The sequence below is a fragment of the Acrocarpospora sp. B8E8 genome (genome assembly GCF_039871605.1).
GTDB classification, from domain to species: domain Bacteria; phylum Actinomycetota; class Actinomycetes; order Streptosporangiales; family Streptosporangiaceae; genus Acrocarpospora; species Acrocarpospora macrocephala.
The window spans coordinates 1-19515 of sequence record NZ_JBDPLV010000024.1 but is presented as its reverse complement, the minus strand read 5'-3'; the positions used below and the strand labels follow the sequence as shown (position 1 = coordinate 19515).

General features: G+C 68.7%; 19 protein-coding genes. 6 read left to right on the top strand and 13 right to left on the bottom strand.

The window, feature by feature from the left end; all coding sequences use genetic code 11:
* The first annotated feature begins 9 nt into the window (after positions 1–9).
* Entirely contained in the window at positions 10–1074 is a 1065-nt protein-coding gene (locus ABGB08_RS23000; protein WP_347593498.1) for a cobalamin-independent methionine synthase II family protein, read from the top strand.
* On the opposite strand, the gene ABGB08_RS22995 is transcribed toward ABGB08_RS23000, so the two are convergent.
* From ABGB08_RS22995 to ABGB08_RS22975, 5 genes are all read right to left on the bottom strand, one after another.
* Positions 1064–1519 carry an NUDIX domain-containing protein gene (locus tag ABGB08_RS22995; RefSeq protein ID WP_347593497.1) on the bottom strand — a complete coding sequence of 152 codons (456 nt, stop codon included), beginning with the start codon at positions 1517–1519 and terminating at the stop codon, positions 1064–1066. The two genes, ABGB08_RS23000 and ABGB08_RS22995, sit on opposite strands and share 11 nt — an antisense overlap.
* Before the next feature lie 123 nt (positions 1520–1642).
* A complete protein-coding gene (locus ABGB08_RS22990; protein ID WP_347593495.1) occupies positions 1643–2554 on the bottom strand; it encodes a MerR family transcriptional regulator in 912 nt (303 codons plus the stop codon).
* Positions 2555–2612: 58 nt separating this feature from the next.
* Positions 2613–3545 (bottom strand): helix-turn-helix domain-containing protein, encoded by a 933-nt coding sequence (locus ABGB08_RS22985; protein ID WP_347593493.1) that lies wholly within the window; start codon positions 3543–3545, stop codon positions 2613–2615.
* 21 nt (positions 3546–3566) lie between these two features.
* Positions 3567–5075 carry a carotenoid oxygenase family protein gene (locus ABGB08_RS22980; protein WP_347593491.1) on the bottom strand — a complete coding sequence of 503 codons (1509 nt, stop codon included), beginning with the start codon at positions 5073–5075 and terminating at the stop codon, positions 3567–3569.
* 99 nt (positions 5076–5174) lie between these two features.
* Positions 5175–6392: an acetyl-CoA acetyltransferase gene (locus ABGB08_RS22975; protein ID WP_347593489.1), complete on the bottom strand. Its 1218-nt coding sequence runs from the start codon at positions 6390–6392 to the stop codon at positions 5175–5177.
* Between the two features lie 49 nt (positions 6393–6441).
* Here ABGB08_RS22975 and ABGB08_RS22970 point away from each other — a divergent pair, with 49 nt between their 5' ends.
* Positions 6442–7644, top strand: a complete 1203-nt coding sequence (locus tag ABGB08_RS22970) for an acetyl-CoA C-acyltransferase (RefSeq protein WP_347593488.1) — start codon at positions 6442–6444, stop codon at positions 7642–7644.
* A gap of 19 nt (positions 7645–7663) precedes the next feature.
* Here the strand turns inward: ABGB08_RS22970 and ABGB08_RS22965 are convergent, their stop codons facing one another.
* The 3 genes from ABGB08_RS22965 to ABGB08_RS22955 form a co-directional block, all read right to left on the bottom strand.
* Complete coding sequence (locus ABGB08_RS22965; protein WP_347593486.1) at positions 7664–8473, bottom strand: SAM-dependent methyltransferase; 810 nt, start codon at positions 8471–8473, stop codon at positions 7664–7666.
* 126 nt (positions 8474–8599) lie between these two features.
* A complete protein-coding gene (locus ABGB08_RS22960; RefSeq protein ID WP_347593484.1) occupies positions 8600–8752 on the bottom strand; it encodes a hypothetical protein in 153 nt (50 codons plus the stop codon).
* Positions 8753–8791: 39 nt separating this feature from the next.
* Complete coding sequence (locus ABGB08_RS22955; protein ID WP_347593482.1) at positions 8792–9979, bottom strand: ROK family protein; 1188 nt, start codon at positions 9977–9979, stop codon at positions 8792–8794.
* A 191-nt stretch (positions 9980–10170) separates the two neighbouring features.
* On the opposite strand from ABGB08_RS22955, the gene ABGB08_RS22950 reads away from it, so the two are divergent.
* From ABGB08_RS22950 to ABGB08_RS22940, 3 genes are read left to right on the top strand one after another with little or no spacing between them, the layout of a single operon-like run.
* Positions 10171–11388: an ABC transporter substrate-binding protein gene (locus tag ABGB08_RS22950; protein WP_347593481.1), complete on the top strand. Its 1218-nt coding sequence runs from the start codon at positions 10171–10173 to the stop codon at positions 11386–11388.
* A gap of 18 nt (positions 11389–11406) precedes the next feature.
* A complete protein-coding gene (locus ABGB08_RS22945) occupies positions 11407–12372 on the top strand; it encodes a sugar ABC transporter permease (RefSeq protein WP_347593479.1) in 966 nt (321 codons plus the stop codon).
* Positions 12369–13214 carry a carbohydrate ABC transporter permease gene (locus ABGB08_RS22940; protein ID WP_347593477.1) on the top strand — a complete coding sequence of 282 codons (846 nt, stop codon included), beginning with the start codon at positions 12369–12371 and terminating at the stop codon, positions 13212–13214. Before ABGB08_RS22945 ends, ABGB08_RS22940 begins: the two co-directional genes overlap by 4 nt.
* Before the next feature lie 68 nt (positions 13215–13282).
* On the opposite strand, the gene ABGB08_RS22935 is transcribed toward ABGB08_RS22940, so the two are convergent.
* Both ABGB08_RS22935 and ABGB08_RS22930 read right to left on the bottom strand, forming a co-directional pair.
* The gene (locus tag ABGB08_RS22935; RefSeq protein WP_347593475.1) at positions 13283–14320 is read right to left on the bottom strand and encodes a hydroxyacid dehydrogenase; all 1038 of its coding nucleotides are present in this window, start codon (positions 14318–14320) and stop codon (positions 13283–13285) included.
* On the bottom strand, positions 14308–15714 hold the full coding sequence (locus ABGB08_RS22930) for an aldehyde dehydrogenase family protein (protein ID WP_347593473.1): 1407 nt from the start codon (positions 15712–15714) through the stop codon (positions 14308–14310). The genes ABGB08_RS22935 and ABGB08_RS22930 overlap by 13 nt, the downstream gene beginning before the upstream one ends.
* A gap of 271 nt (positions 15715–15985) precedes the next feature.
* On the opposite strand from ABGB08_RS22930, the gene ABGB08_RS22925 reads away from it, so the two are divergent.
* Positions 15986–17773: a DUF2264 domain-containing protein gene (locus ABGB08_RS22925; RefSeq protein ID WP_347593471.1), complete on the top strand. Its 1788-nt coding sequence runs from the start codon at positions 15986–15988 to the stop codon at positions 17771–17773.
* Positions 17774–17867: 94 nt separating this feature from the next.
* Here ABGB08_RS22925 and ABGB08_RS22920 read toward each other — a convergent pair whose 3' ends face one another.
* The 3 genes from ABGB08_RS22920 to ABGB08_RS22910 are packed head-to-tail and all read right to left on the bottom strand — an operon-like array spanning position 17868 to position 19255.
* The gene (locus ABGB08_RS22920; RefSeq protein ID WP_347593469.1) at positions 17868–18545 is read right to left on the bottom strand and encodes an alpha/beta fold hydrolase; all 678 of its coding nucleotides are present in this window, start codon (positions 18543–18545) and stop codon (positions 17868–17870) included.
* Positions 18546–18569: 24 nt separating this feature from the next.
* Positions 18570–18884 carry a thioredoxin gene (gene trxA, locus ABGB08_RS22915; RefSeq protein WP_246268023.1) on the bottom strand — a complete coding sequence of 105 codons (315 nt, stop codon included), beginning with the start codon at positions 18882–18884 and terminating at the stop codon, positions 18570–18572.
* Entirely contained in the window at positions 18881–19255 is a 375-nt protein-coding gene (locus ABGB08_RS22910; protein ID WP_155352562.1) for a MerR family transcriptional regulator, read from the bottom strand. The genes trxA and ABGB08_RS22910 overlap by 4 nt, the downstream gene beginning before the upstream one ends.
* Positions 19256–19515: the final 260 nt, after the last annotated feature.

Genomic DNA, 19515 nt, shown 5'->3' with positions numbered 1-19515 from the left:
GCTCAACGCATGGGAATCCCCACCGAACCAATCGGTAGCATCCCCCGTCCCCCCGCGCTGCTGACCGCGCTCGCCGATCACGCAGCGGGCCGGATCACCGCCAATGAGCTGGCCGAACACCAGGAAAAAGCCGTCGCCGACACGATCGTCCGGCTAACCCAGCTGGGCTGTCCCGTCCTGGTCGACGGTGAACAGTCCAAGCCGAGCTTCGTCGGGTACCCCATCAACGGCCTGACCAACCTCAGCCCGGACGGCGCGATCATCCCCTTCGCCGACGGTCACACCAGGCAACTCCCCCACCTGACCAGCGGCCCCTTCAGTTACCAGACCCACGCGGACACCTACCTCAAAGCCGCCCAGCGCCACACCACGTTGCCCATCAAGCAAGCCGTTATCGCCCCCTCCGCGCTGAGCCTGCTGTACCCCGCAGGCGGCATCCCCGGCTATCCGCGTGAAACTTTCATCGCCGACCTGGTCGATGCCGCGGAAGCCGACATTCGCGGCTGCCTGGACGCGGGCGCGCATGTGGTGCAACTCGACTTCACCGAAGGCCGCCTGTCCCTCAAACTCGACCCCAGCGGCGGTGTCCTCGACGCCTTCATCGCCCTGAACAACCAGGTCCTCGAACGCTTCACCCCCGAGGAACGAGCCAGGATCGGCGTGCACACCTGCCCCGGCGGCGACCAGGACTCCACCCACAGCCTGGACATCGACTACGCGGGCCTGCTCCCGAAACTGTTCCAGCTACAGGCGGGCAACTTCTACCTCCAACTGGCCAGCGAGCCCGACCCCGACCGCGTCCTGGCCATCATCGCGACCCACCTCCCCGCCGGGGCACGCGCCTTCATCGGCGTGACCGACCCGATCAACCCAACCCCCGAAACCCCGGATCAGGTACGCGACCGAGTCCTGGCCGCCGCCCGCCACATCCCCCCAGCCCAACTGGGCACCTGCGACGACTGCGGCTTCTCCCCCTTCGCCGACGACACCTCCACCTCCCGCGACCTCGCCTTCGCCAAGATCACCGCCCGTCTGGAAGGCACCGCCCTCGCCTCCGCCGTACTCACCGGGTGACCAGCTGGAGCAACTCCCTGTGCCCGTCGGGCATCCCGGCGGGCAACTCGTCCAGCTCGAACAGCCGCGCCTCAAGAACCTCCCGCTCATCCAGCACAAGTCCGTCAAGCCCGCCGATCAGGGTGGCCTCGTAATACACCTCAATCCGCAACTTGAATCCGCTGTTCACCTTGAGCAGCCGCCCCACCTCCACGGTCAGCCCCGTCTCCTCCCGCACCTCCCGCACGATCGTGTCCTCATGCCGCTCCCCCTTCTTCGCGCACCCGCTCGGAAACCCCCACGGCCTCTCCGCAGGCCACAACCGATGCCGAAGCAACAACACCCGCCCATCCTCGGCCCGCACAACCCCTGTGACCCCGCACATGAACTTCGCGTTCACCACCCAGAGAAGCCGCCACTGAACCGGCTTCACCAGCCGCCACAGCTTCGCAATCAACGCGTTCACGCCCACCTCCGGCCTCCGACACCCGGCTTCACTGTGCCAGACAACCGGCACCCATCAGCGAGAAGCCGCAGGGACCTGTCGCGGAATCCATCGCCGGTAATTAACACGATGGTGGCCATTGGATCAGTGATATGTGCCTAAGGCGGTGATCAGCCAGGTGAAGGCGGGAATGACGGAAGGGCCTGAAGAGCGGCCGCTAATGATGGCCAAGAGTTGCCAGTAGCGCTCCACCTGGATGTCCGCGAGAGTCCCCAGTCGTCGAGCGAGTTCCGCGCGATCCTCGGCCGACCTTCCGGCACCGACGATCCGGTCCACGATGACCTGCCCTGCGGTTGAATCCGGCCGAATCCCTTCGGCCAATGCTGGGTCAGCGTGTTCCAGCACCCTCCGCCGGAGCTCAAAGCCCTCGTCGAACCACGGTTCCCGCGATTCGCTGAGGACGACCTGCCGTAGCCGCCCGCGGAACTCGTCATCCGCGACCAGTTCCGCCAGTTCCAGCCAGGCGTCGACCTGATCGGACGTCGGATCGTCTGGGAGTTCTCCGGGCATCTCGCGCATCCACTCGGCGACCACCATGGCGTCATCGTCGAGTTCGATGCCCGCGAACACGCCACCGACGAAGTCGTCGATGATCTGCTGCCGCTCCGACGCCGACAGTCGCGCGAGTTTGTGCATGATCTGTGCCTCCTCTGCCGTGCCGGCCCGCTTGGCGACCGTGCTCAGTACGGCACGGCGCAGGCGTAGCGTCCGGATCTCCGCGTCCAATGCCCGCACGTGGGTGGTGGCCACCTCGGCGACCGTGACCCGCTGGGAAAGGATCTCCTGGATGTTCTCGAGTCCGATGCCAAGCTCGCGCAGCGTGCGTACCAGCTCGAACCGGGCGACGGCGGCCGCGTCGAAGAGCCGGTATCCGCCCGTTGACCGCTGGATGTCCGCGACCACGCCGCGATCGGCCCAGAACCGGATCGTGTGCACGGACAGGCCGGTACGCCGAGCCAGTTGCCCGATCGTGAAAAGCTCCGCGTCATCGTTCACGGCACCAACCTGCACCCTCGACCTACTCGAGAGTCAACCCAGGCATTCCAGACGAGCGTCAGGCCGGGCGTTCCACCGCGACCTCGTGGCCGCGCAACGGCACCAGGCAGCCGTCACAGCGGAGTTGCGGGTGGAAGTCCTGGCCGCAGGTGTGCATGTACACCATGGCCGGGCCTTCGGGGGCCCGATACCAGCGCTGCCCCCAGTCGATGGCGGTGATGACCACGGGAAAGAACGCGCGGCCCTTCTCGGTGAGGTGGTAGCTGGGCCAGTGGGCGCGCTCCGCGCTGGGGCTCTGCTCGAAGACGCCCAGCTCGCAGAAGACCCGCAGCCGTTCGGCGACGATCGTCGGCGGGGCGCCGAGGCGCTGCTCGAAGTCGCGGAAGCGGTGCAGGCCCTGGAAGGAGGCGCCCAGGATGGCCGTCGACCAGCGGTTCCCGATCAGCGTCATGGTCTGCGGGAAGACGCCCGCGACGGTGGAGCGCCGCCGGGTGGTGGCGGCCGGGACGGACCGTTCCCAGGTGCCGCTCGGGCCGAATCCGCCGTGGATGTCGCGGGGGCGCACCGGCTTGGCGCAGGCGGCGCAGGTCAGCACCGGCAGGAACGGCTCGCCGCAGCGCCGGTGCACCATGACGGGCAGCGACTCGACGTGTTCCGGCACCCAGGCCGCCTCCCACGCCCACACCGACAGCAGCACCGGCCACAGGTCGCGCCCGCGTTTGGTCAGCCGGTATTCCAGGCGCCGGGATCGGCTCTCGTACTCGGCCTTCTCGAAGACGCCCATGTCGGTGAGGGTGCTCAGCCGCCGGGTCAGCACGGCGTGCGAGATGGGCAGCGCCTCCCGCCACTCGCCGTAGCGGCGCACGCCGAGCATCGCGTACCGCAGGATGAGCAGGTTCCACTCGTCGCCGATCAGGCCGAGCGTGAAGCCGATCGCGTTGGCGCCGCCGACGGGCAGCGCGGTCGGCCGGTCCGGCGGGTGGACGAGCACGTGTCCCTCCATCGGGGGTGGTCAGAGCCGCAGGGCCTGGACCGGTGAGTCCGCCGCGCGCCAGCCGGGGATGCTGTCCCCGGCCGCCCAGCTGGCGTGGGTGCCGCTGGAGACGCGTTCCGGCAGCGTGATCCGCGCGATCGGTCCTTCGGCGATCCGGGCCGCGTCGAAGATCAGACACTCGGAGCGATCATCGTTCATGTCGGTGGTCAGCGTAACAACATAACCGTCGTCCTCGGCCGGCGATCCGTTACGCGGGGCCATGGCGGGTTCGCTGCCGTAGACGCCCGGCGGGAGCGCGAACCGGTCCTCGGCGCCGGTGCGCAGGTCGTGGCGGACCAGGCCGTCGAACAGGAACCAGCCTTCGACGCCGGTGGCCGCGTAGGCGTAGCGGTAGTCGAGGCCGCCGAAGGCGCTGTTGAGCACGCCGAACTCGGTGATCGAGTCGGTCAGGCGTTCCTCCCGGCACCGGCCGGTGACCAGGTTGAGCCGCCAGCGGTGCAGCCGGGTCTGCATGCGGTCGAGCGCGAGGAACCGGAACATGCGCTGGTAGTAGCCGCCGTCGCCGGTGTCCTTGGGTTCCGGGTCGTCCTGGAAGAAGCCGTCCAGCACGATCTCGTCGCCGTCCTCGTAGGCGTTGACCCAGTGCAGGACGTAGGTCGGGGCGGCTTCGAACCACTGGACCTTGGTGCCCTTGCGCGGGATCACGCCCAGCCGGGTCGGCAGTTCGGGGTGGAACCGGGCGGCGTACCGGCCGCGCGCCATCAGCTCGGGCTCCCAGAACATCGGGCAGTCATTGAGGATGGCGTAGTTCTCGGTGAACGCCATGTCGTGCGGCAGCCGCGGCCCCGGCAGCGCGATGTCCACGTAGTGGCTGAGCCGGTCGTCCGCGCCGACCACCCCGTAGTGCATGTACGGCTCATCGGTGCCGTAGTTGAAGAACAGCAGCTCCCCGGTGCGCGGATCGACCTTCGTGTGCGCCGACACCCCGCACGCGTAGGGAAAGTCGCCGCCCCAAGTAGCCTTGCCGAGCGTCTCCAGCGTCAGCGGATCCAGCCGGTAGAGATCCCCGCACTGGTAGAAGCTGGTCAGCGCCACCCCGGCGTGCACGATCACGTCGGTGCTTGAGGCGTCCTTCATCCGCCCCCGCGCGCCCCACCCGTCCTCGCGCGGCGACGTGGCCGGGCGTTCCGCGATCCCGGCCCAGAGCGGCTTGCCCGCCTCCGCCTCCAGCAGGAACCCGTCGGTGCGGATGAACCTGTTCCGGTAGAACGCCTTGCCGTCCCGGAACCCGATCACGTGCACCATGCCGTCCCCGTCGAACGGGTGGTAGCGCTCCAGCGCGGGATGCACCGGGTTCTCGGTGTTGCGGAGGTAGACGCCGTCGAGGTCGGCCGGGATCTCGCCGACCACCTTCAGGTCGTCCGCGCGCCACTCGGTGGTCTGCGGCCGCCACGGCCCGGTCCGGTACGGATGGTCGTCATCCTCCGGCAGGGTCGACAGGACGCGTCCGACGACGTCGACGTCCACGCACGTGCTCCTTTTGATTAGAAAGTCGTGATCTGGACAGCCGCGGCGGTGAGTAGCCTGGTCGGTGGCTATGCGGCTGTCTATGGGACGGGTTTCTGGTTAATACTCGTTGCCGACGACGAAGCTGACCGTGGTGGTCGTGCTGCCGCCGATGTTCAGGGTGCCGAACCGGCGCGCCCCTTCGATCTGGTACGCCCCGGCCCGCCCGGTCACCTGGCGGGCGGCGTCCAGCACCATCCGGACCCCGGTGGCCCCGACCGGATGGCCGCCGCCGATCAGCCCGCCGCTGGGGTTGACGGGGATGCGCCCGCCGATCTCCAGGTCGCCGTTCTCGACGGCCTTCCAGCTCTCGCCAGGCCCGGTGATGCCGAAGTGGTCGATGGCCGCGTATTCGGACATGGTGAAGCAGTCGTGGGTCTCGATGCCGTCGAGCGCGTCCACGCCGGGGATTCCGGCGCGGGCGAAGGCGTCGAGAACGGTGTTGCGCACGTGCGGCAGCACGTACGGTTCCGCCGCGCTGCGGGCCAGCTTCTGGGCGAGCGGCAGCCCGACCGTGCGGTGGCCCCAGCCCTGGATTCTGGCCGCGGGTGTCTTCGGCGCCTTCGAGCGGGCCAGGAATCGTTCCCCGACGAGCACGACCCCGGCCGCGCCGTCGGTGATCTGGCTGCAGTCGGTGCGGCGCACCCGGCCTTCGACGATCGGGTTGGCGGTGTCGTCGTCGGTGAAGCTGGCGTCGGTGAAGGTCCAGCCGCGGGTCTGCGCGTTCGGGTTGGCGCGGGCGTTGCGGAAGTTGAGCTCGGCGATGGCGTGCAGGTGGGCGTCGGCGAGGCCGTAGCGGCGGTCGTACTCGTCGGCGAGGGCGCTGAACATGTAGGGCCACATGAAGCGGGCGTCCTCGCCCTCGTGGCCGATCCAGGCGGCGGCGCCGAGATGCCCGGCCGCGTCGTCGCCGGAGACGGTGCGTTCCAGTTCGAGGCCGAGGACGAGGGCGGAGTCGTACCTGCCGGATTCGATGTCGGCCATGGCGGCGAGCAGGGCGACGCCGCCGGAGGCGCAGGCGGCTTCGTGCCGGGTGGCGGGCACCTCCCAGAATTCCGGCATGACGGTGGCGGGCATGCCGCCGAGCTGGCCCTGCCGGGTGAACAGCTGGCCGAAGGCGTTGCCGACGTGGATGACGCCGATGTCGGCGGCGTCCACCCCGGCGTCTTCGAGGGTTCCGGCCGTGACCGATTCGGTCAGGTCGCCGAATTCCCGATCATCCCGGCACCAGTTCCGGGCGAAGTCCGTTTGATAGCCACCCAGAATCCATACTGACATGGTTCCTTACTACAATAATGAGAGTGACGCGTCAAAGAGAGGCGTAACCGTGTCCGACGTTTTCCTGCTGGATTACGTGCGCACCCCCCGGGCGAAGGGCTCAGCCCGCGGTTCCCTGCACCATCAGAGCCCGGTGGACCTGGTCGCGGCGCTGCAGCGGGCTCTGGTGGACCGCACCGGCCTGGATCCCGGCGCGGTCGAGGACGTGATCGTCGGTTCCGCCTCCCAGGTGGACGAGCAGGGCGCCAACCTGGCGCGGACCGCGACCCTGCTGGCCGGGTGGGGCGACGGCGTGCCCGGCGGGACGATCAACCGGTTCTGCGCCTCGGGCGTCGACGCGGTGGCCCAGACCTCGGCCAGGATCCGCGCCGGCGACATCGGCCTGGCGGTGGCGGGCGGGGTGGAGAGCGTCTCCCGGGTGCCGATGTACAGCGACCGGGGACCGCTGTGGACGCATCCGGAGACGGTCCGGCGGATCGGGTCGATCCACATGGGCGTGGCCGCCGACCTGAACGCCACCATCGACGGCTGGACCCGCGACCAGCTGGACGCGTACGCGGTGGAGACCCACACCAAGGCCGCCGCCGCCTGGGATCGCGGCGACTACGCCGGGTCCGTGCTCCCGATGACCCGCGCCGACGGCTCGGTCTTCGACCGGGACGAGCTGATCCGCCCGGGCACCACGGCGGAGAGCCTCAAGGCCCTCGCTCCGGCCTTCGGCGACCTCGGCCAGGACTCCATCGCGCTCGCCGCCCACCCGGAGGTCGGCGAGATCAACCACCTGCACACGGTCGGCAGCTCCCCCGCGCTGGCCGACGGCGCGGCCCTGCTCCTGCTCGGCACCCGGGAGCAGGCCGACCGGCTCGGCCTGCGCCCCCGCGCCCGCGTCCTCGCCGCCGCCACCGCCGCCGTGGACCCCGTGATCATGCTCACGGCCGGCCAGGAGGCGATCGAGAAGGTCCTCGCCAAGGCCGGGCTCACCCCCGCCGACATCGACGTCTACGAGTTCGCCGAAGCCTTCTCCGCGCTCTGCCTGCGCCTGCGCCGCGACCTTGGCCCCGGCCCCGACCGGCTCAACCCGAGCGGCGGCACGATCGCCATGGGCCACGCGTTCGGCGCCACCGGCGCGATCATGGTCGGTGGCTGCGCCGACGCCCTCGAACGCCTCGGCGGCCGGTACGGCGTGGCCGCCGTCAGCGGCGCCGCCGGACTCGGCGTGGCCGTCCTGATCGAGCGGGTAACCGAGTGGTGACCGTGGCCCCGGAACGCACCTAGGGTTTGCGGCCGAGACCTCCGAATTGGAAGACCTCGCGGTCGGTGTACTCGGTGGACGCGTCGGGATACCACTGCGGCAGCGAGACGATGCCGGGCGGGAGCAGCTCGAAGCCCTCGAAGAGTTCGGCCACCTGCTCCGGGGTGCGGAGCAGAATCTCGGTGGCGCCGCTGGCGTTCCAGGCGGCGGCCGCCTTGTCCATCGACGGGCTGCTCACGCTGTGCGCGATCCCCAGGTAGCTGCCAGGCGCGAGAGCGTCCACCAGCACGGTCACCGCGTCGTGGAGCAGGGTGTCGTCGGTCACGAATTCCAGCACGCCCATCAGCATCAGGCCGATCGGCCGCGCGAAGTCCAGCGTGTCGGTGGCGGCCTGCAGGATGGGCTCCGGGTCGCGCAGGTCGGCGTCGATGTAGTCGATCCCGCACTCCAGGCTGCACCCGAGCAGAGCCCTGGCGTGCACCAGCACGATCGGATCGTTGTCGACATAGACGATCCTGGCGCACGGGTTGACCCGCTGCGCGACCTGGTGGATGTTGTCCGCCGTCGGAATGCCGGTGCCGATGTCCAGGAACTGGTCGATCTCCTTCTCCCCCGCCAGGAAGCGCACCAGCCTGCCGATGAACTGCCGTTCGGCTCTGGCGATGATCGGCAGATCCGGCATGAGTTTGATGATCTCGTCGCTGACCGCGCGGTCGGCGGCGTAGTTGTCGGTGCCACCCAGCCAGTAGTCCCAGACACGTGCCGGATGCGGCACCGAGGTGTCGATCCGGCGCAGCACGCGGGAGAGCTCCGCCGACTGCTGGATCATGACATCCCCTCTTTCGGTTCGGCTCCCCAGCCTAGACGAGCACCCCTCCGTAGATGGGGACAAACAGCCCAAACAGCGGCAATTCACTCTCCAGCGGTTGTTCCAGAATCGGAATATTTCCCCAGATCAGCCGGGTGCCACGCGGAGGCGGTCCACGGTGACGCCGCGGAGCAGGAGTTCGGACAGGGCGGCGGCGAGCAGCAGGCTGCCCAGCAGGGCGGCGGCGCCGACGGTGACGACCGGAACCGGGTCCAGCGGGTACGCCAGCGGGGGCGTCACGGGCTGGTCGGCGAACTGGGGATAATTTCATAACTTATTTTAACTTGCCGCGTGAAGTCGCAGAGGTGCGCTCGTGTCCAGGAACTCCTCCAGCACCAGCGTGGCCGCGCCGAGCGCCACCGCGTCGGGACCGAGCTCGCCCAGGATGATCGAGGTCGCGTTGCACGGCTGGGCGAGCGAGTTCGCGCGGGCGGCGGCCCGGATGCCGGGCAGCAGGTCACGGCCGATCATCAGCCCGGCCCAGCCGCCGATCAGGATGCGCTCGGGATTGAGCAGGTTGATGAGGTTGGCCAGGCCCATGCCCAGGTAGGCCACGGTCTCCTCGATCACCTGGGGATCGCTCTCCAGCACCCGGCCGAGCGCGGCCTGCCAGTCCGTGGTGCGGGTCGCGACCCCGGCCCGGTCGAGAATGCCCTCCGCCCCGATGTACGCCTCCAGGCAGCCGCGGCCGCCGCACCGGCACTGCCGCCCGTCCAGCGCGATCTTCGTGTGCCCCCACTCCCCCGCGCTGTTGCTGGACCCCCGCATCACCACCCCGTCGGCCACCACGGTCGCCCCCACCCCGGACCCGATCAGCACGATCACCGCGTGCGCGGCCCCCCGACCGGCTCCGAACCAGAGCTCGGCCTGCCCCATCGTCTTGGCGCCGTTGTCGATGAACACCGGCAGCGAGGTGCCCGCCCGCATCAGCGCGCCCAGCGGCACGCCGTCCCAGCCGAAGGTCTTGGCGTGGATGAGCGTGTCCTGGCCGCGCTCCACGATGCCGGGCACGCCGATGCCGACGCCGAGCACCCGGTCGGCGGGCACCCCGCCGTCCGCCAGCACCACGTCGATGCCCGCCAGGATCCGGCGGGTGACCAGCTCGATGTCGTGGTGGGAGGGCCGCAGGCTGTAGTCGACCCGGGCCTTCTCGGTCATCTCCAGGTCGAACAGCTCGACCCGGACGTGCGTCTCGGCGACATCCACGCCGATCACGTAGCCGTACGCCGGATTGACCCGCAGCAGCACCCGCGGGCGCCCGCCGTCAGAGTCCACCTGACCGGCCTCGACGATGATGTTGTCGGCCAGCAGGTCGCCGGTCATGGTGCTGATCGTGGCGGCGCTGAGCCCGGTGAGCCCGGTGAGCTCGTGGCGGCTGGCCGGGCCGTCGAAGTAGAGCGTGCGCAGCAGCATGCCGCGGTTGCCCCGCCGCACGTCCCGGACCGTCCTGCGCTCCGGCCTCGCCATGCGTCTGCCTCCCCGTGCTTAGTTCAATACGTGAACCTATAGTCGCGACGCTCTCACCTCGGCCGCAACCGGGACGAAGCCAATCGACAAGGGTAGCCCGCGTTGCGTTACCAAAGCGTTTCCCGCGGAGGGCTGATCTTTTTTTGCATCTTACATTATCGTCTGTGCAACCCCCGATGAAGGAGATGGAAATGATCAGGAGAGTCACCGGCATCGCCGCGGTCGCGGCGCTGCTCGCCGGACTCACCGCTTGCGGCGGCTCCGAGGAGGCCGCAGGGTCCACGACCCTGACGTACTGGATGTTCCAGGACCGGACTCCGCAGGCGGGTGAAGTCGTCGAGAAGATCCGTACCGACTTCGAGAAGGCCAACCCGGGCGTCACCGTCAAGATCGTCAAGATTCCCAAGGACGACTACAACACCAAGCTGGGCAGCGCGGTGGCCGCCGGAACCGTCCCCGACGTCGGCATCCTCGACCAGCCCCTGGTCGCCCGGTACGCGCTGGACAAGACCATCGTCGAGATGCCCGCCGGCACGGTCAACGAGGCGGACTTCTTCGAGGGGGCCCTGAACACCAACCGCGTCGACGGCAAGCTGTACGGCCTGCCCGTCGACCACACCGCCGTCGCGCTCTTCTACAACAAGAAGCTGGTCCCCACCCCGCCCAAGACCTGGGACGAGCTCAAGCAGATGAGCGACGCCATCCACAAGGCCGACCCGAAGGTGGCCGGCATCGTGGTGCCCAAGGGCGACGGCTACGGCGCTTGGATGTGGCCGGGCGTGGTGCACGGCGCCGGCGGCGAGATGGTCGACGAGGCGGGCAAGAAGATCCTTTTCGACCAGCAGCCGGCCGTGGACGCGCTGCAGCTCTGGGTGGACCTGCTGCCCTCCTCGCCGCGCGAGATCACCGACTCCGACATGGCCTTCGCCAACGGCCTGGCCGGGATGATGATCTCCGGGCCGTGGGACGTCGCCACCATCAAGGACCAGTTCCCCGAGCTCGACTTCAACGTCGCACCGCTGCCGTACAAGACGACACCGGCCGGGAACATCGGCGGCGAGAACGCCGTGGTGTTCGCCAAGGGCACGAACGCGGCCCTGGCCTGGAAGTGGCTCGCGTTCCTGACCAACTCCGACAACAACACCCAGCTCGCGCAGGCGCTCGGCGGCTTCCCGATCAACAAGGCCGCGGCCGAGCGGGACGCCGCCACCTTCGGCGAGCAGCAGCAGGGCTTCCTGGAGCAGCTCAAGGTCGCCCACGCCCGTCCGGCGCTGCCGGACTGGATCAAGATCAACGATGAGTTCATCGCCCCCGCCATCGAGGCCGCGCTGAGCGGCAAGGTCACCTCCCAGCAGGCGCTCACCGAAGCCGCGGACAAGACGCGCGCCCTGCTCGGCTGGAACAGTTAACGCGGAAGCGAGGCAATCGTGGCATCTCCGGTGCTGGCCGAAAGGCCCGCCGTGACGCCCCGGCCCGGGCGGCGCCGCCGCCCGGGTTTCGGGCGCTCGGACCGTCTCGTGGGGTGGTTGCTGATCACGCCCGCGCTGGTCTACTTCGTCGTCTTCCTGCTCTACCCGGCCGTGGCCGCGCTCTACTACAGCTTCACCGACTGGAACCTGCGCACCGCCCCCAACTGGGTCGGTTTCGCGAACTACGCCGAACTGCTCTTCAACGACGTCGAGTTCCCGCATTTCTGGAAATCGGTGCAGGTCACCCTGCAGTACACGCTGATCGCGGTGCCGCTCACGCTGGTCTCCGCGCTGGCGCAGGCGCTGCTGATCAACGCCATCCGGCGAGGCTCCAACACGTTCCGGCTCCTGCTCTTCCTGCCCGTGGTCACCGCGGAGGCGGCGGTCGGCGCGATCTGGCGCTGGCTCTACGACCCGCAGTACGGTTTGATCAACGCGGCGCTCGGCCTGGTCGGCATTCCCAAGCAGAACTGGCTGAACACCCCCGAACTGGTCATCCCCGCGCTGGCGTTCATCGCGGCCTGGCAGTGCGGCATCTCGATGATCATCTATTTGGCCGGTTTGAAGGGCATCCCCGAGTCGATCCGGGAGGCGGCCATCATCGACGGCGCCGGCCCGGTGCAGCGGTTCCGGAAGGTGGTCGTGCCGATGCTCAGGCCGACCACGTTCTACCTGGTGGTGACCGGCACCATCGCGGCACTCCAGGTGTTCGGGCTGGTCTATGTGATCTTCTCTGGCGGCGGCGGGCGGAGCGTGACCGGCGGTCCGGAACAGTCCGGGCTGGCTTACGTGCTCCACATCTACCTGTACGCGTTCCGATATGACGCGATGGGCGCGGCCTGCGCGATGTCCTTCATGCTGCTGGTGTTGATCATGATCGTGACGGCGCTCCAGTTCAAGTTCCTGAAGCAGGAGGCGTCGTGATCGCCAGTCAGGTGCGTAAGGCGCCCATCTACGTGGCGCTGGTGTTGCTGTCGCTGGTGTCGGTGGTGCCGTTCATCTGGATGCTGGCCACCTCGTTTAAGCACAGCTCGGACATCTACACCAAAGTGCCCAGCCTGCTGCCCCTGGACAAGCAGACCGGCGAGTGGGCGGCGACGCTGGAGAACTACGACCACGTGCTCGGGATCGGCGGGCTCGGGCAGGCGTTCCTCAACAGCGTCTGGGTGTGCGCGATCCTGGTGCCGGCCAAACTGCTGATCGACGCGCTGGCGGCGTACGCGTTCGCGCGCATTCCGTTTCCCGGGCGGGACAAGCTGTTCGTGGTGTTCCTGGCCGGGATGATGGTGCCGACGATCACGTTGCTGGTGCCGCGGGTGCACATCACGCAGGTGCTCGGGATGTACGACACGAGGTGGGGGCTGATCCTGCCCAATATCGCGTCGGTGCTGGATATTTTCCTGTTGCGGCAGTTCTTCATGTCGTTGCCGGGAGAACTGGAGGAGGCCGCCCGGATCGACGGGGCCGGGCGGATGCAGATCTTCTGGCGGATCGTGGTCCCGCTCTCCAAGCCGGTGCTGGCGGTGGTGACGATCACCAGCTTCATCTTCCACTGGAATGATCTGGTGTGGCCGTTGGTGGTGACCAACGATCCCGAGCTGAACACCCTGCCGCTGGCGTTGCAGCAGCTGGCCAGCACCGAGTCGGGGCGGGCCTACTACATCATGGCGGGGGCCGCACTGTCGGTGATCCCGGTGATCATCGTGCTGTTGATCTTCCAACGGCGGATCATGCAGGGCATCGCCTTCACCGGCCTGAAGACCTGACCCGGGTGCCGACCGGAAGCCGGAAACACGAGCCGGGGTGTGGAGGGACACCCCGGCTCAAACCCGCCTCAGGCGGTGATCGCGAGGACGGTGGGATCGACGGGGTGCTTCAAAAGCTGTCCGGCCAACGCGCGGGTCACCTCTTCGGCGGCTGATTCGCCCAGTCTGTGGAGTTCGTTGCCAAGCGCTCCGGCCACGTGCGGGGTCAGGACGACGTTGGGCAAATCCCATAATGGCGAGTCCGGTGGCGGGATTTCGGGGTCGGTCACGTCGAGTACGGCCGAGAGGCGGCCGGTGCGGAGTTCGGCGAGGAGGGCGGGTTCGTCCACGAGGGAGCCTCGGGCGGTGTTGATGAGGGTCGCGCCGTCGGGCATCGAGGCCAGCAGGCGGGCGGTGACCAGGCCCCGGGTCTCCTCGGTGGCCGGGGCGTGGACGGAGACGATGTCACAGGTGGCGAACAGGTCGTCCAGGGTGACCAGGGTCGCGCCGAGATCTTTCGCGGTGGCGGCATCGACGTACGGGTCGGAGAGCAGGACTGTGAGATCGAAAGGTCTCAGCAGCGTGAGGACGCGGCGGCCGATTTTGGAGGCGCCGAGCAGGCCCACCGTCCGGTGGTAGTTGCCGATGGTGAGGTTCCTGCGGGGAAGGTTGAGGTCGGCGCGGGTGGCGCGGTATTCGCGGGCGAGCGCGGGGACGGCTTTGCCGGCCAGGAGGATCATGGCCAGGGTGTACTCGGCGACGGGGACGGCGTTGGCGTCGGCGGCGGAGCTGACCGGAACGCCGCGGTCGAAGACGTCGAGGCTGAGGTGGCCCTTGACCGTTCCGGCGGCGTGAACGACGGCTCGCAATCTGGGCGCGTGCGCCAAAGCGGCGGAATCCAGGCGCGGGCTTCCCCAGCCGGTCAGGAGGACGTCCGCCGCGCGGAGGCGGTCACGCGACCGCGCGGACTGGAAGTCGATCAGCGGATCGGTCAGATCGATCTCGGCGACCGCTTGGAGGCGCTCCGCGATCGGAGGCGGGAACAAGCGCGGCGGGAGATCGGGGAACATCGCGAGTTCGACGCGCGGGCGCGTTCGGACCCGCGCGCCCGTCGTCAGCGAGTCCACGAGGGAACGTCGAGGGGCGTGCGCTGGACGCCGATCCACTGGCGGCGGGTGAAGCCGGGCATCTGGTTCTCCGCGCCGTGCCGGGCGTGGGCGTCGTTGACGTGGACTTCGCCCGCCTGGAGGCGTTCCGCGACGGTCATGCCGCGGATGAGGTCGGCGCTGAAGACCGAGTTCATCAACATCGGGTAGCCGTTGACGAGCGCGACGGCCTCCTCCTCGGAGTCGACCACGGTGATCGGGATGACCGGGCCGAAGATCTCCTCGGTGAAGGCGGGCATGTCGGGCGTGACGCCGGTGAGCACGGTCGGCCGGTAGAACAGGCCCTCGTAGGTGCCGCCGGTGGTCGCCTTGGCGCCCTTGGCGATGGAGGGCTGCACGATCGTCTGGTGGACGCGGTCGCGCTGGGTCTCGCTGATCAGCGGGCCGAGGTCGACGTCCTCGCGGACGGGGTCGCCGACGCGGAGCGCCGCTACCCGTTGGGTCACCGTCTCGGCGTACCGGTCGGCGACGGAGCGCAGGACGATGTGGCGGCTGGCGCTGATGCAGGTCTGGCCCTGGAATTCGAGCGAGGCGATGAGCGCGCACGAGGCGGCCAGGTCGAGGTCGGCGTCGTCGAGGACGACGAAGGCGTTGGAGCCGCCGAGTTCGAGGCGGATCTGGCGCAGGTCGGTGGCGGCCGAGGCGGCAATGGCCAGGCCCACCTCGCGGGAGCCGGTGAAGTCGAGCAGGTCCAGGCCGCGGTGCTCGGCGAGCGCGTGGCCCGCGTCGGGTCCGTCGCCGGTGACCAGGTTGAACACGCCCGGCGGGAAACCGGCGTGGTGGGCGGCTTCGGCGAGGATCTGGCCGCCGAGGATGGGGGTGAGTTCAGCGGGTTTGAGGACGATGGTGTTGCCGAAGGCGAGGCCGGGGGCGACGGCGCGCATCGCGAGGTTGAGGGGGTAGTTCCAGGGGGTGATGATGCCGATCACGCCCAGGGGGACCGCGCGGGAGAGGGAGAGCTTTCCCGCTTTGTACGGCTGGAGGATGTCGCCGGCGGATTGGGTCGCCTGAACCGAGGAGATGGCGAGCTGGCGCAGTCCCGCGGAGACCTCGTCCTCGGCCTTGGCGCGGACGCCGCCGGTTTCGCGCATGCTGAGGTCGATCAGCTCGTCGTACCGGCCGCGGAGGTGCGCCGCGAAGCGGTCCAGGTGCGCGGCGCGTTCCGGGGCGCTGAGGGCGGCCCAGCCCGGTTGGGCGGCGCGGGCGGCGGTGACGGCGCGATCGACGTCGGCGGGGGTGGCCTGGGCGTATTCGCCGATCTGCTCGCCGGTCGCCTTCTCGTGTACGGGGCCGGTGGTGGCCGGGGTGAAGGCGCCGTCGATGTAGAGCTTGCCGGATGCGAGGGAGGCGGTCATGGCGCAGATTCTAAACTTACTCGTATGCCTAAAATAAGGTCTTGACCACGGATTTCTGAGTGATCACCTCGTCGATTTTTCCGGATATGTCACGATCGGCGAGCACGGGATGTGCCGGGTGTGGCGACTTCTAATGATACTTAAAACTAAGTCTTGACAGCCCTGGTCCGGAGCGGCCACCCTTCCCGGTGAAGCGCATTCGCCCACCGACCCCGGGGGACCCGCAGTGGAACGATCGGCCTGGTCAGTAGCTCTGGAAGATCGCGGGGAGATGCGGGGGCTGGTGCGGGAGCTGGTGGCGCCGCTGCTTCCCCGGTTCAGTTCGGGGCGTGCCCGGCTGCGGCTCGGGGGCAACGCCGCGCACTATCCGGACGCGGCGGCCGAGCTGGAGTCGTTCGCCCGGCCGCTCTGGGGGCTGGCCCCGCTGGCGGCGGGCGGTGGGGCCTTCGAGCACTGGGACCTATGGCGGGAAGGGCTCGCCAACGGCACCGATCCGGGGCATCCCGAGTACTGGGGGGCGGTCACCGACATCGATCAGCGTTTGGTGGAGACGGCCGCCATCGGGCTCGCTCTGGCGCTGGCTCCCGAAACGATCTGGGATCCGCTCACCGGACGCCAGCGCGACGCCGTCGCCACCTGGCTTCAGAACGCGATGACCGTCAAGGCTGTCGAGAACAACTGGCAGTTCTTTCCTGTGCTCGTCGGGCTTGGGCTGAAGCGGGTCGGCGTCGAGGCGGCTCCGGTGGCGGAGCGGCTTGATCTGCTGGAGTCGTATGGGGTTGGAGCTGGTTGGTACAGCGATGGGCGTAATCCGCAGCGGGATTACTACATCCCGTTTGCGATGCACTACTACGCCCTGATCTACGCCGCTCTGGGGGACGATCCGGCCCGAGCCTGCCGGCTGAAGGAGCGCGCGGCCATGTTCGCGCATGACTTCCAGCACTGGTTCACCGCCGACGGCGCTGCCGTGCCGTACGGGCGGAGCCTGACCTACCGCTTCGCCCAGGGCGCGTTCTGGGGCGCGCTCGCCTTCGCCGACGTGGAAGCGCTCCCGTGGGAGGTGATCAAGGGTCACCTGCTCCGCCATGTGCGTTGGTGGCTTAATCATCCGATCCGGGACGGTTCTGGACTTCTTACGATTGGGTACGCGTATGCGCAGCCGCATCTCGCTGAGCAGTACAACGCGCCGGGGTCTCCGTACTGGGCGTTGAAGGCCTTTCTGCCCCTGGCCCTGCCTGAGACCCACGCGTTCTGGCAGGCCGGGGAGGCCGCCGCGCTGCCTCTCCCGGTGACCAGCACACAGCCGGATCCCGGCGTCACCCTGATGCGCTGCGAGGAAGGCCGCCAAGTGGTCATGCTGACCTCCAGCCAGCATCACAACTGGGTACGCCACGGCGCGGCCAAATACACGAAGTTCGCTTACTCGACCGCGTTCGGCTTCAGCGTTCCCGCGGGGACCTGGGGGTTGGAACAGGGCGCTTTCGACAGCACCCTCGCGCTGAGCGACGACGGCGACCATTGGCGTCCGTGCGAGATCCCCCAGGATCCCTCGGCGCATGCCGGTCTTCACTACTTCCGGTGGAATCCCTGGCAGGATGTGGATATCGAAACGTGGCTCATCGCGTACACGCCTTGGCACGTGCGGATCCATCGCGTCCGCTCGGGCCGTACCCTGCAAACCGCCGAAGGCGCTTTCGCTCTGAACCGGGACGTGCGCTGCCACCGGGCTGAGACAGGGGCAGGGCACGCCCGGATGCTGTCCCCCGCCGGGCTCTGCCAGATCGAGGATCTCGCGCCGTCGCCCGCGCGCCGGGGAGAACTCGTCGCGGCGCTCCCCGGCACCAACGTGATGGCCCCCCGGACGACGATCCCCACCCTGCTCGCCGAACTCGCGCCCGGCGAGCACTGGCTGGCCTGCGCGGTGCTGGCCCTGTCCGACCCACCGGTGGAATGGGCGAATCCCCCCAGCCTGACCCACACCCTTGCCGAGCAGGACCCGGTGGCCGCACGCCTGATCCTGTCGCCGCCTTGGCTCAGCGACCGCGGGCTCGGCGAATGACCTCCACGGCCGTGAGCGGACCTCGTGGATGAGGCCCGGCCGGGATCAGGCAGGCGACGTCAGGCAGCGCATGGCGTGCAGCCTTCGAGTGACGTCAGTTCGCGCCCGAGTCGAGGAACGGGCCCGCGACGGACGCGAAAGCCTCGGGGGAATCGTCGTGAATGCAATGGCCGACGTCGATGATCGCGAACTTCGCGTCTGGGATGATCTCGGCTACTTCCGCGAGGACCGCAGGGGGGATCAGGCCGCCGGATTCGCCGCCGCTGAGGACGAGCGTCGTGGCGGTGATGGCCGGCAGGCGATCCCACCACGCGGGATCGGGGGCACGAAGGCCCCGCCGCATCGGGTCCACCAGGCGCCAGTCGAAATCCACCGGTTCGTCGGGCTCGGGGAAGGAGTCCACGTGCACGGCCGGAGGGCGGCGGGGCGGGGCGGGTGGCTCTTCGAGGACCATGCGCCGGATCAGGGCCGGGTGCTCCTGCGCGATCCGGATGGCGATCGCGCCGCCCATCGAATGGCCGATCAGATCGATCTGATCGAATCCGCGTTTCTCGATGAAGGCCGCCACGTCCGCCACCATCAGATCGACGCTGTATTCGGCCGCGCGAGGGCTGCGGTCATGGCCTCGCGCGGCCAGGGCGAAGGTGTGCCGGTCCAGCCCGGAGATGAACGAGTCCCAGGTGGCCGGGCGGTCGGTCAGCCCGTGGAGGAGGACCAGGGGAACCCCTCCGGGCACCCCCCGCTCGACGTACGCAAGCTCGACGATGCTCATATCGAGCAGGCTAACGGGCCCCAATCAGATATGCGGGGCCAGATCGGCCAGAATCATCCGCTTGGGCTTGGCGCCCTTGATCTGGTGGATGATCTCGCCGTCGCGGTAGAGGTTGAGGGTCGGATAGCCGAGGACGTTGTAGCGCATCGCCACCTCGGGATGGTCGTCGGCGTTGAGTTTGGCGATGATGAGGCGGTCGCCGTACTCGGCGTCGATCTCGTCCAGGATCGGGGCGAGCATCTTGCAGGGCGGGCACCAATCGGTCCAGAAGTCCACCAGGACGGGACGGTCGCTCTTCAGCACGTCCTCGTCGAAGCTCTCCGTCGTCACTGTGATCATTGCGTTCTCCTGATCGCGCATCCAGGGCAGGCCTGCTTCAGCTGAGTGGCGACCTCGGTCCTCCGGGCGACCAGCGCCTGGATCTCCGCGTCGATCTCGGCCAGCTTGCGCTGGTAGACGGCGACGGATTCCGGGCAGGCGTTCCCTGACGCGTGCCCGGCCCGCAGGCAGGCGACGAACGGCCGGGCGTCCTCAAGCGTGAACCCCACGGCCATCAGCGAACGAATCTGAGCGACCAGCCGGATATCGGCCTCGTCATACTCCCGATAGCCGTTCGCGGCCCGCCGAGCCAGAATCAGCCCCTGCTCCTCGTAATGCCGCAACGCCCGAGCACTCACCCCCGCCCGCCGCGCCAACTCCCCAATCCGCATCGACCCTCCACCGGCACCCACCACCGGCGGCAACACCCACCGGCCCTCCGAACGTAAACGCTCACACCAACGTCAAGGTCAAGCCCCCGCTTCCCGCCACACACGGCGCCGCGACCTTGTCGGACGTGAAGCGGCTAGGCCCGTTTTCCGTAGGTGGGGATGATTGGGGCATCTTCGGCGCGGCTTGTTGATCGTGGCAGTCCGAGCCGGTAGTTCCTGAGCCTCGTGAGACAACCAGCGCAGTTCGGCGGCCCGAGTGT

What these genes read in the sequence shown, in the direction of transcription:
- ABGB08_RS23000 (WP_347593498.1), top strand. Translation starts at nt 10, where the DNA reads ATGGGAATCCCCACCGAACCAATCGGTAGCATCCCCCGTCCCCCCGCG.
- ABGB08_RS22975 (WP_347593489.1), bottom strand. Translation starts at nt 6,392, where the DNA reads ATGTCAGTATGGATTCTGGGTGGCTATCAAACGGACTTCGCCCGGAAC.
- ABGB08_RS22965 (WP_347593486.1), bottom strand. Translation starts at nt 8,473, where the DNA reads ATGATCCAGCAGTCGGCGGAGCTCTCCCGCGTGCTGCGCCGGATCGAC.
- ABGB08_RS22955 (WP_347593482.1), bottom strand. Translation starts at nt 9,979, where the DNA reads ATGGCGAGGCCGGAGCGCAGGACGGTCCGGGACGTGCGGCGGGGCAAC.
- ABGB08_RS22950 (WP_347593481.1), top strand. Translation starts at nt 10,171, where the DNA reads ATGATCAGGAGAGTCACCGGCATCGCCGCGGTCGCGGCGCTGCTCGCC.
- ABGB08_RS22930 (WP_347593473.1), bottom strand. Translation starts at nt 15,714, where the DNA reads ATGACCGCCTCCCTCGCATCCGGCAAGCTCTACATCGACGGCGCCTTC.
- ABGB08_RS22925 (WP_347593471.1), top strand. Translation starts at nt 15,986, where the DNA reads ATGCGGGGGCTGGTGCGGGAGCTGGTGGCGCCGCTGCTTCCCCGGTTC.
- ABGB08_RS22920 (WP_347593469.1), bottom strand. Translation starts at nt 18,545, where the DNA reads ATGAGCATCGTCGAGCTTGCGTACGTCGAGCGGGGGGTGCCCGGAGGG.
- trxA (WP_246268023.1), bottom strand. Translation starts at nt 18,884, where the DNA reads ATGATCACAGTGACGACGGAGAGCTTCGACGAGGACGTGCTGAAGAGC.
- ABGB08_RS22910 (WP_155352562.1), bottom strand. Translation starts at nt 19,255, where the DNA reads ATGCGGATTGGGGAGTTGGCGCGGCGGGCGGGGGTGAGTGCTCGGGCG.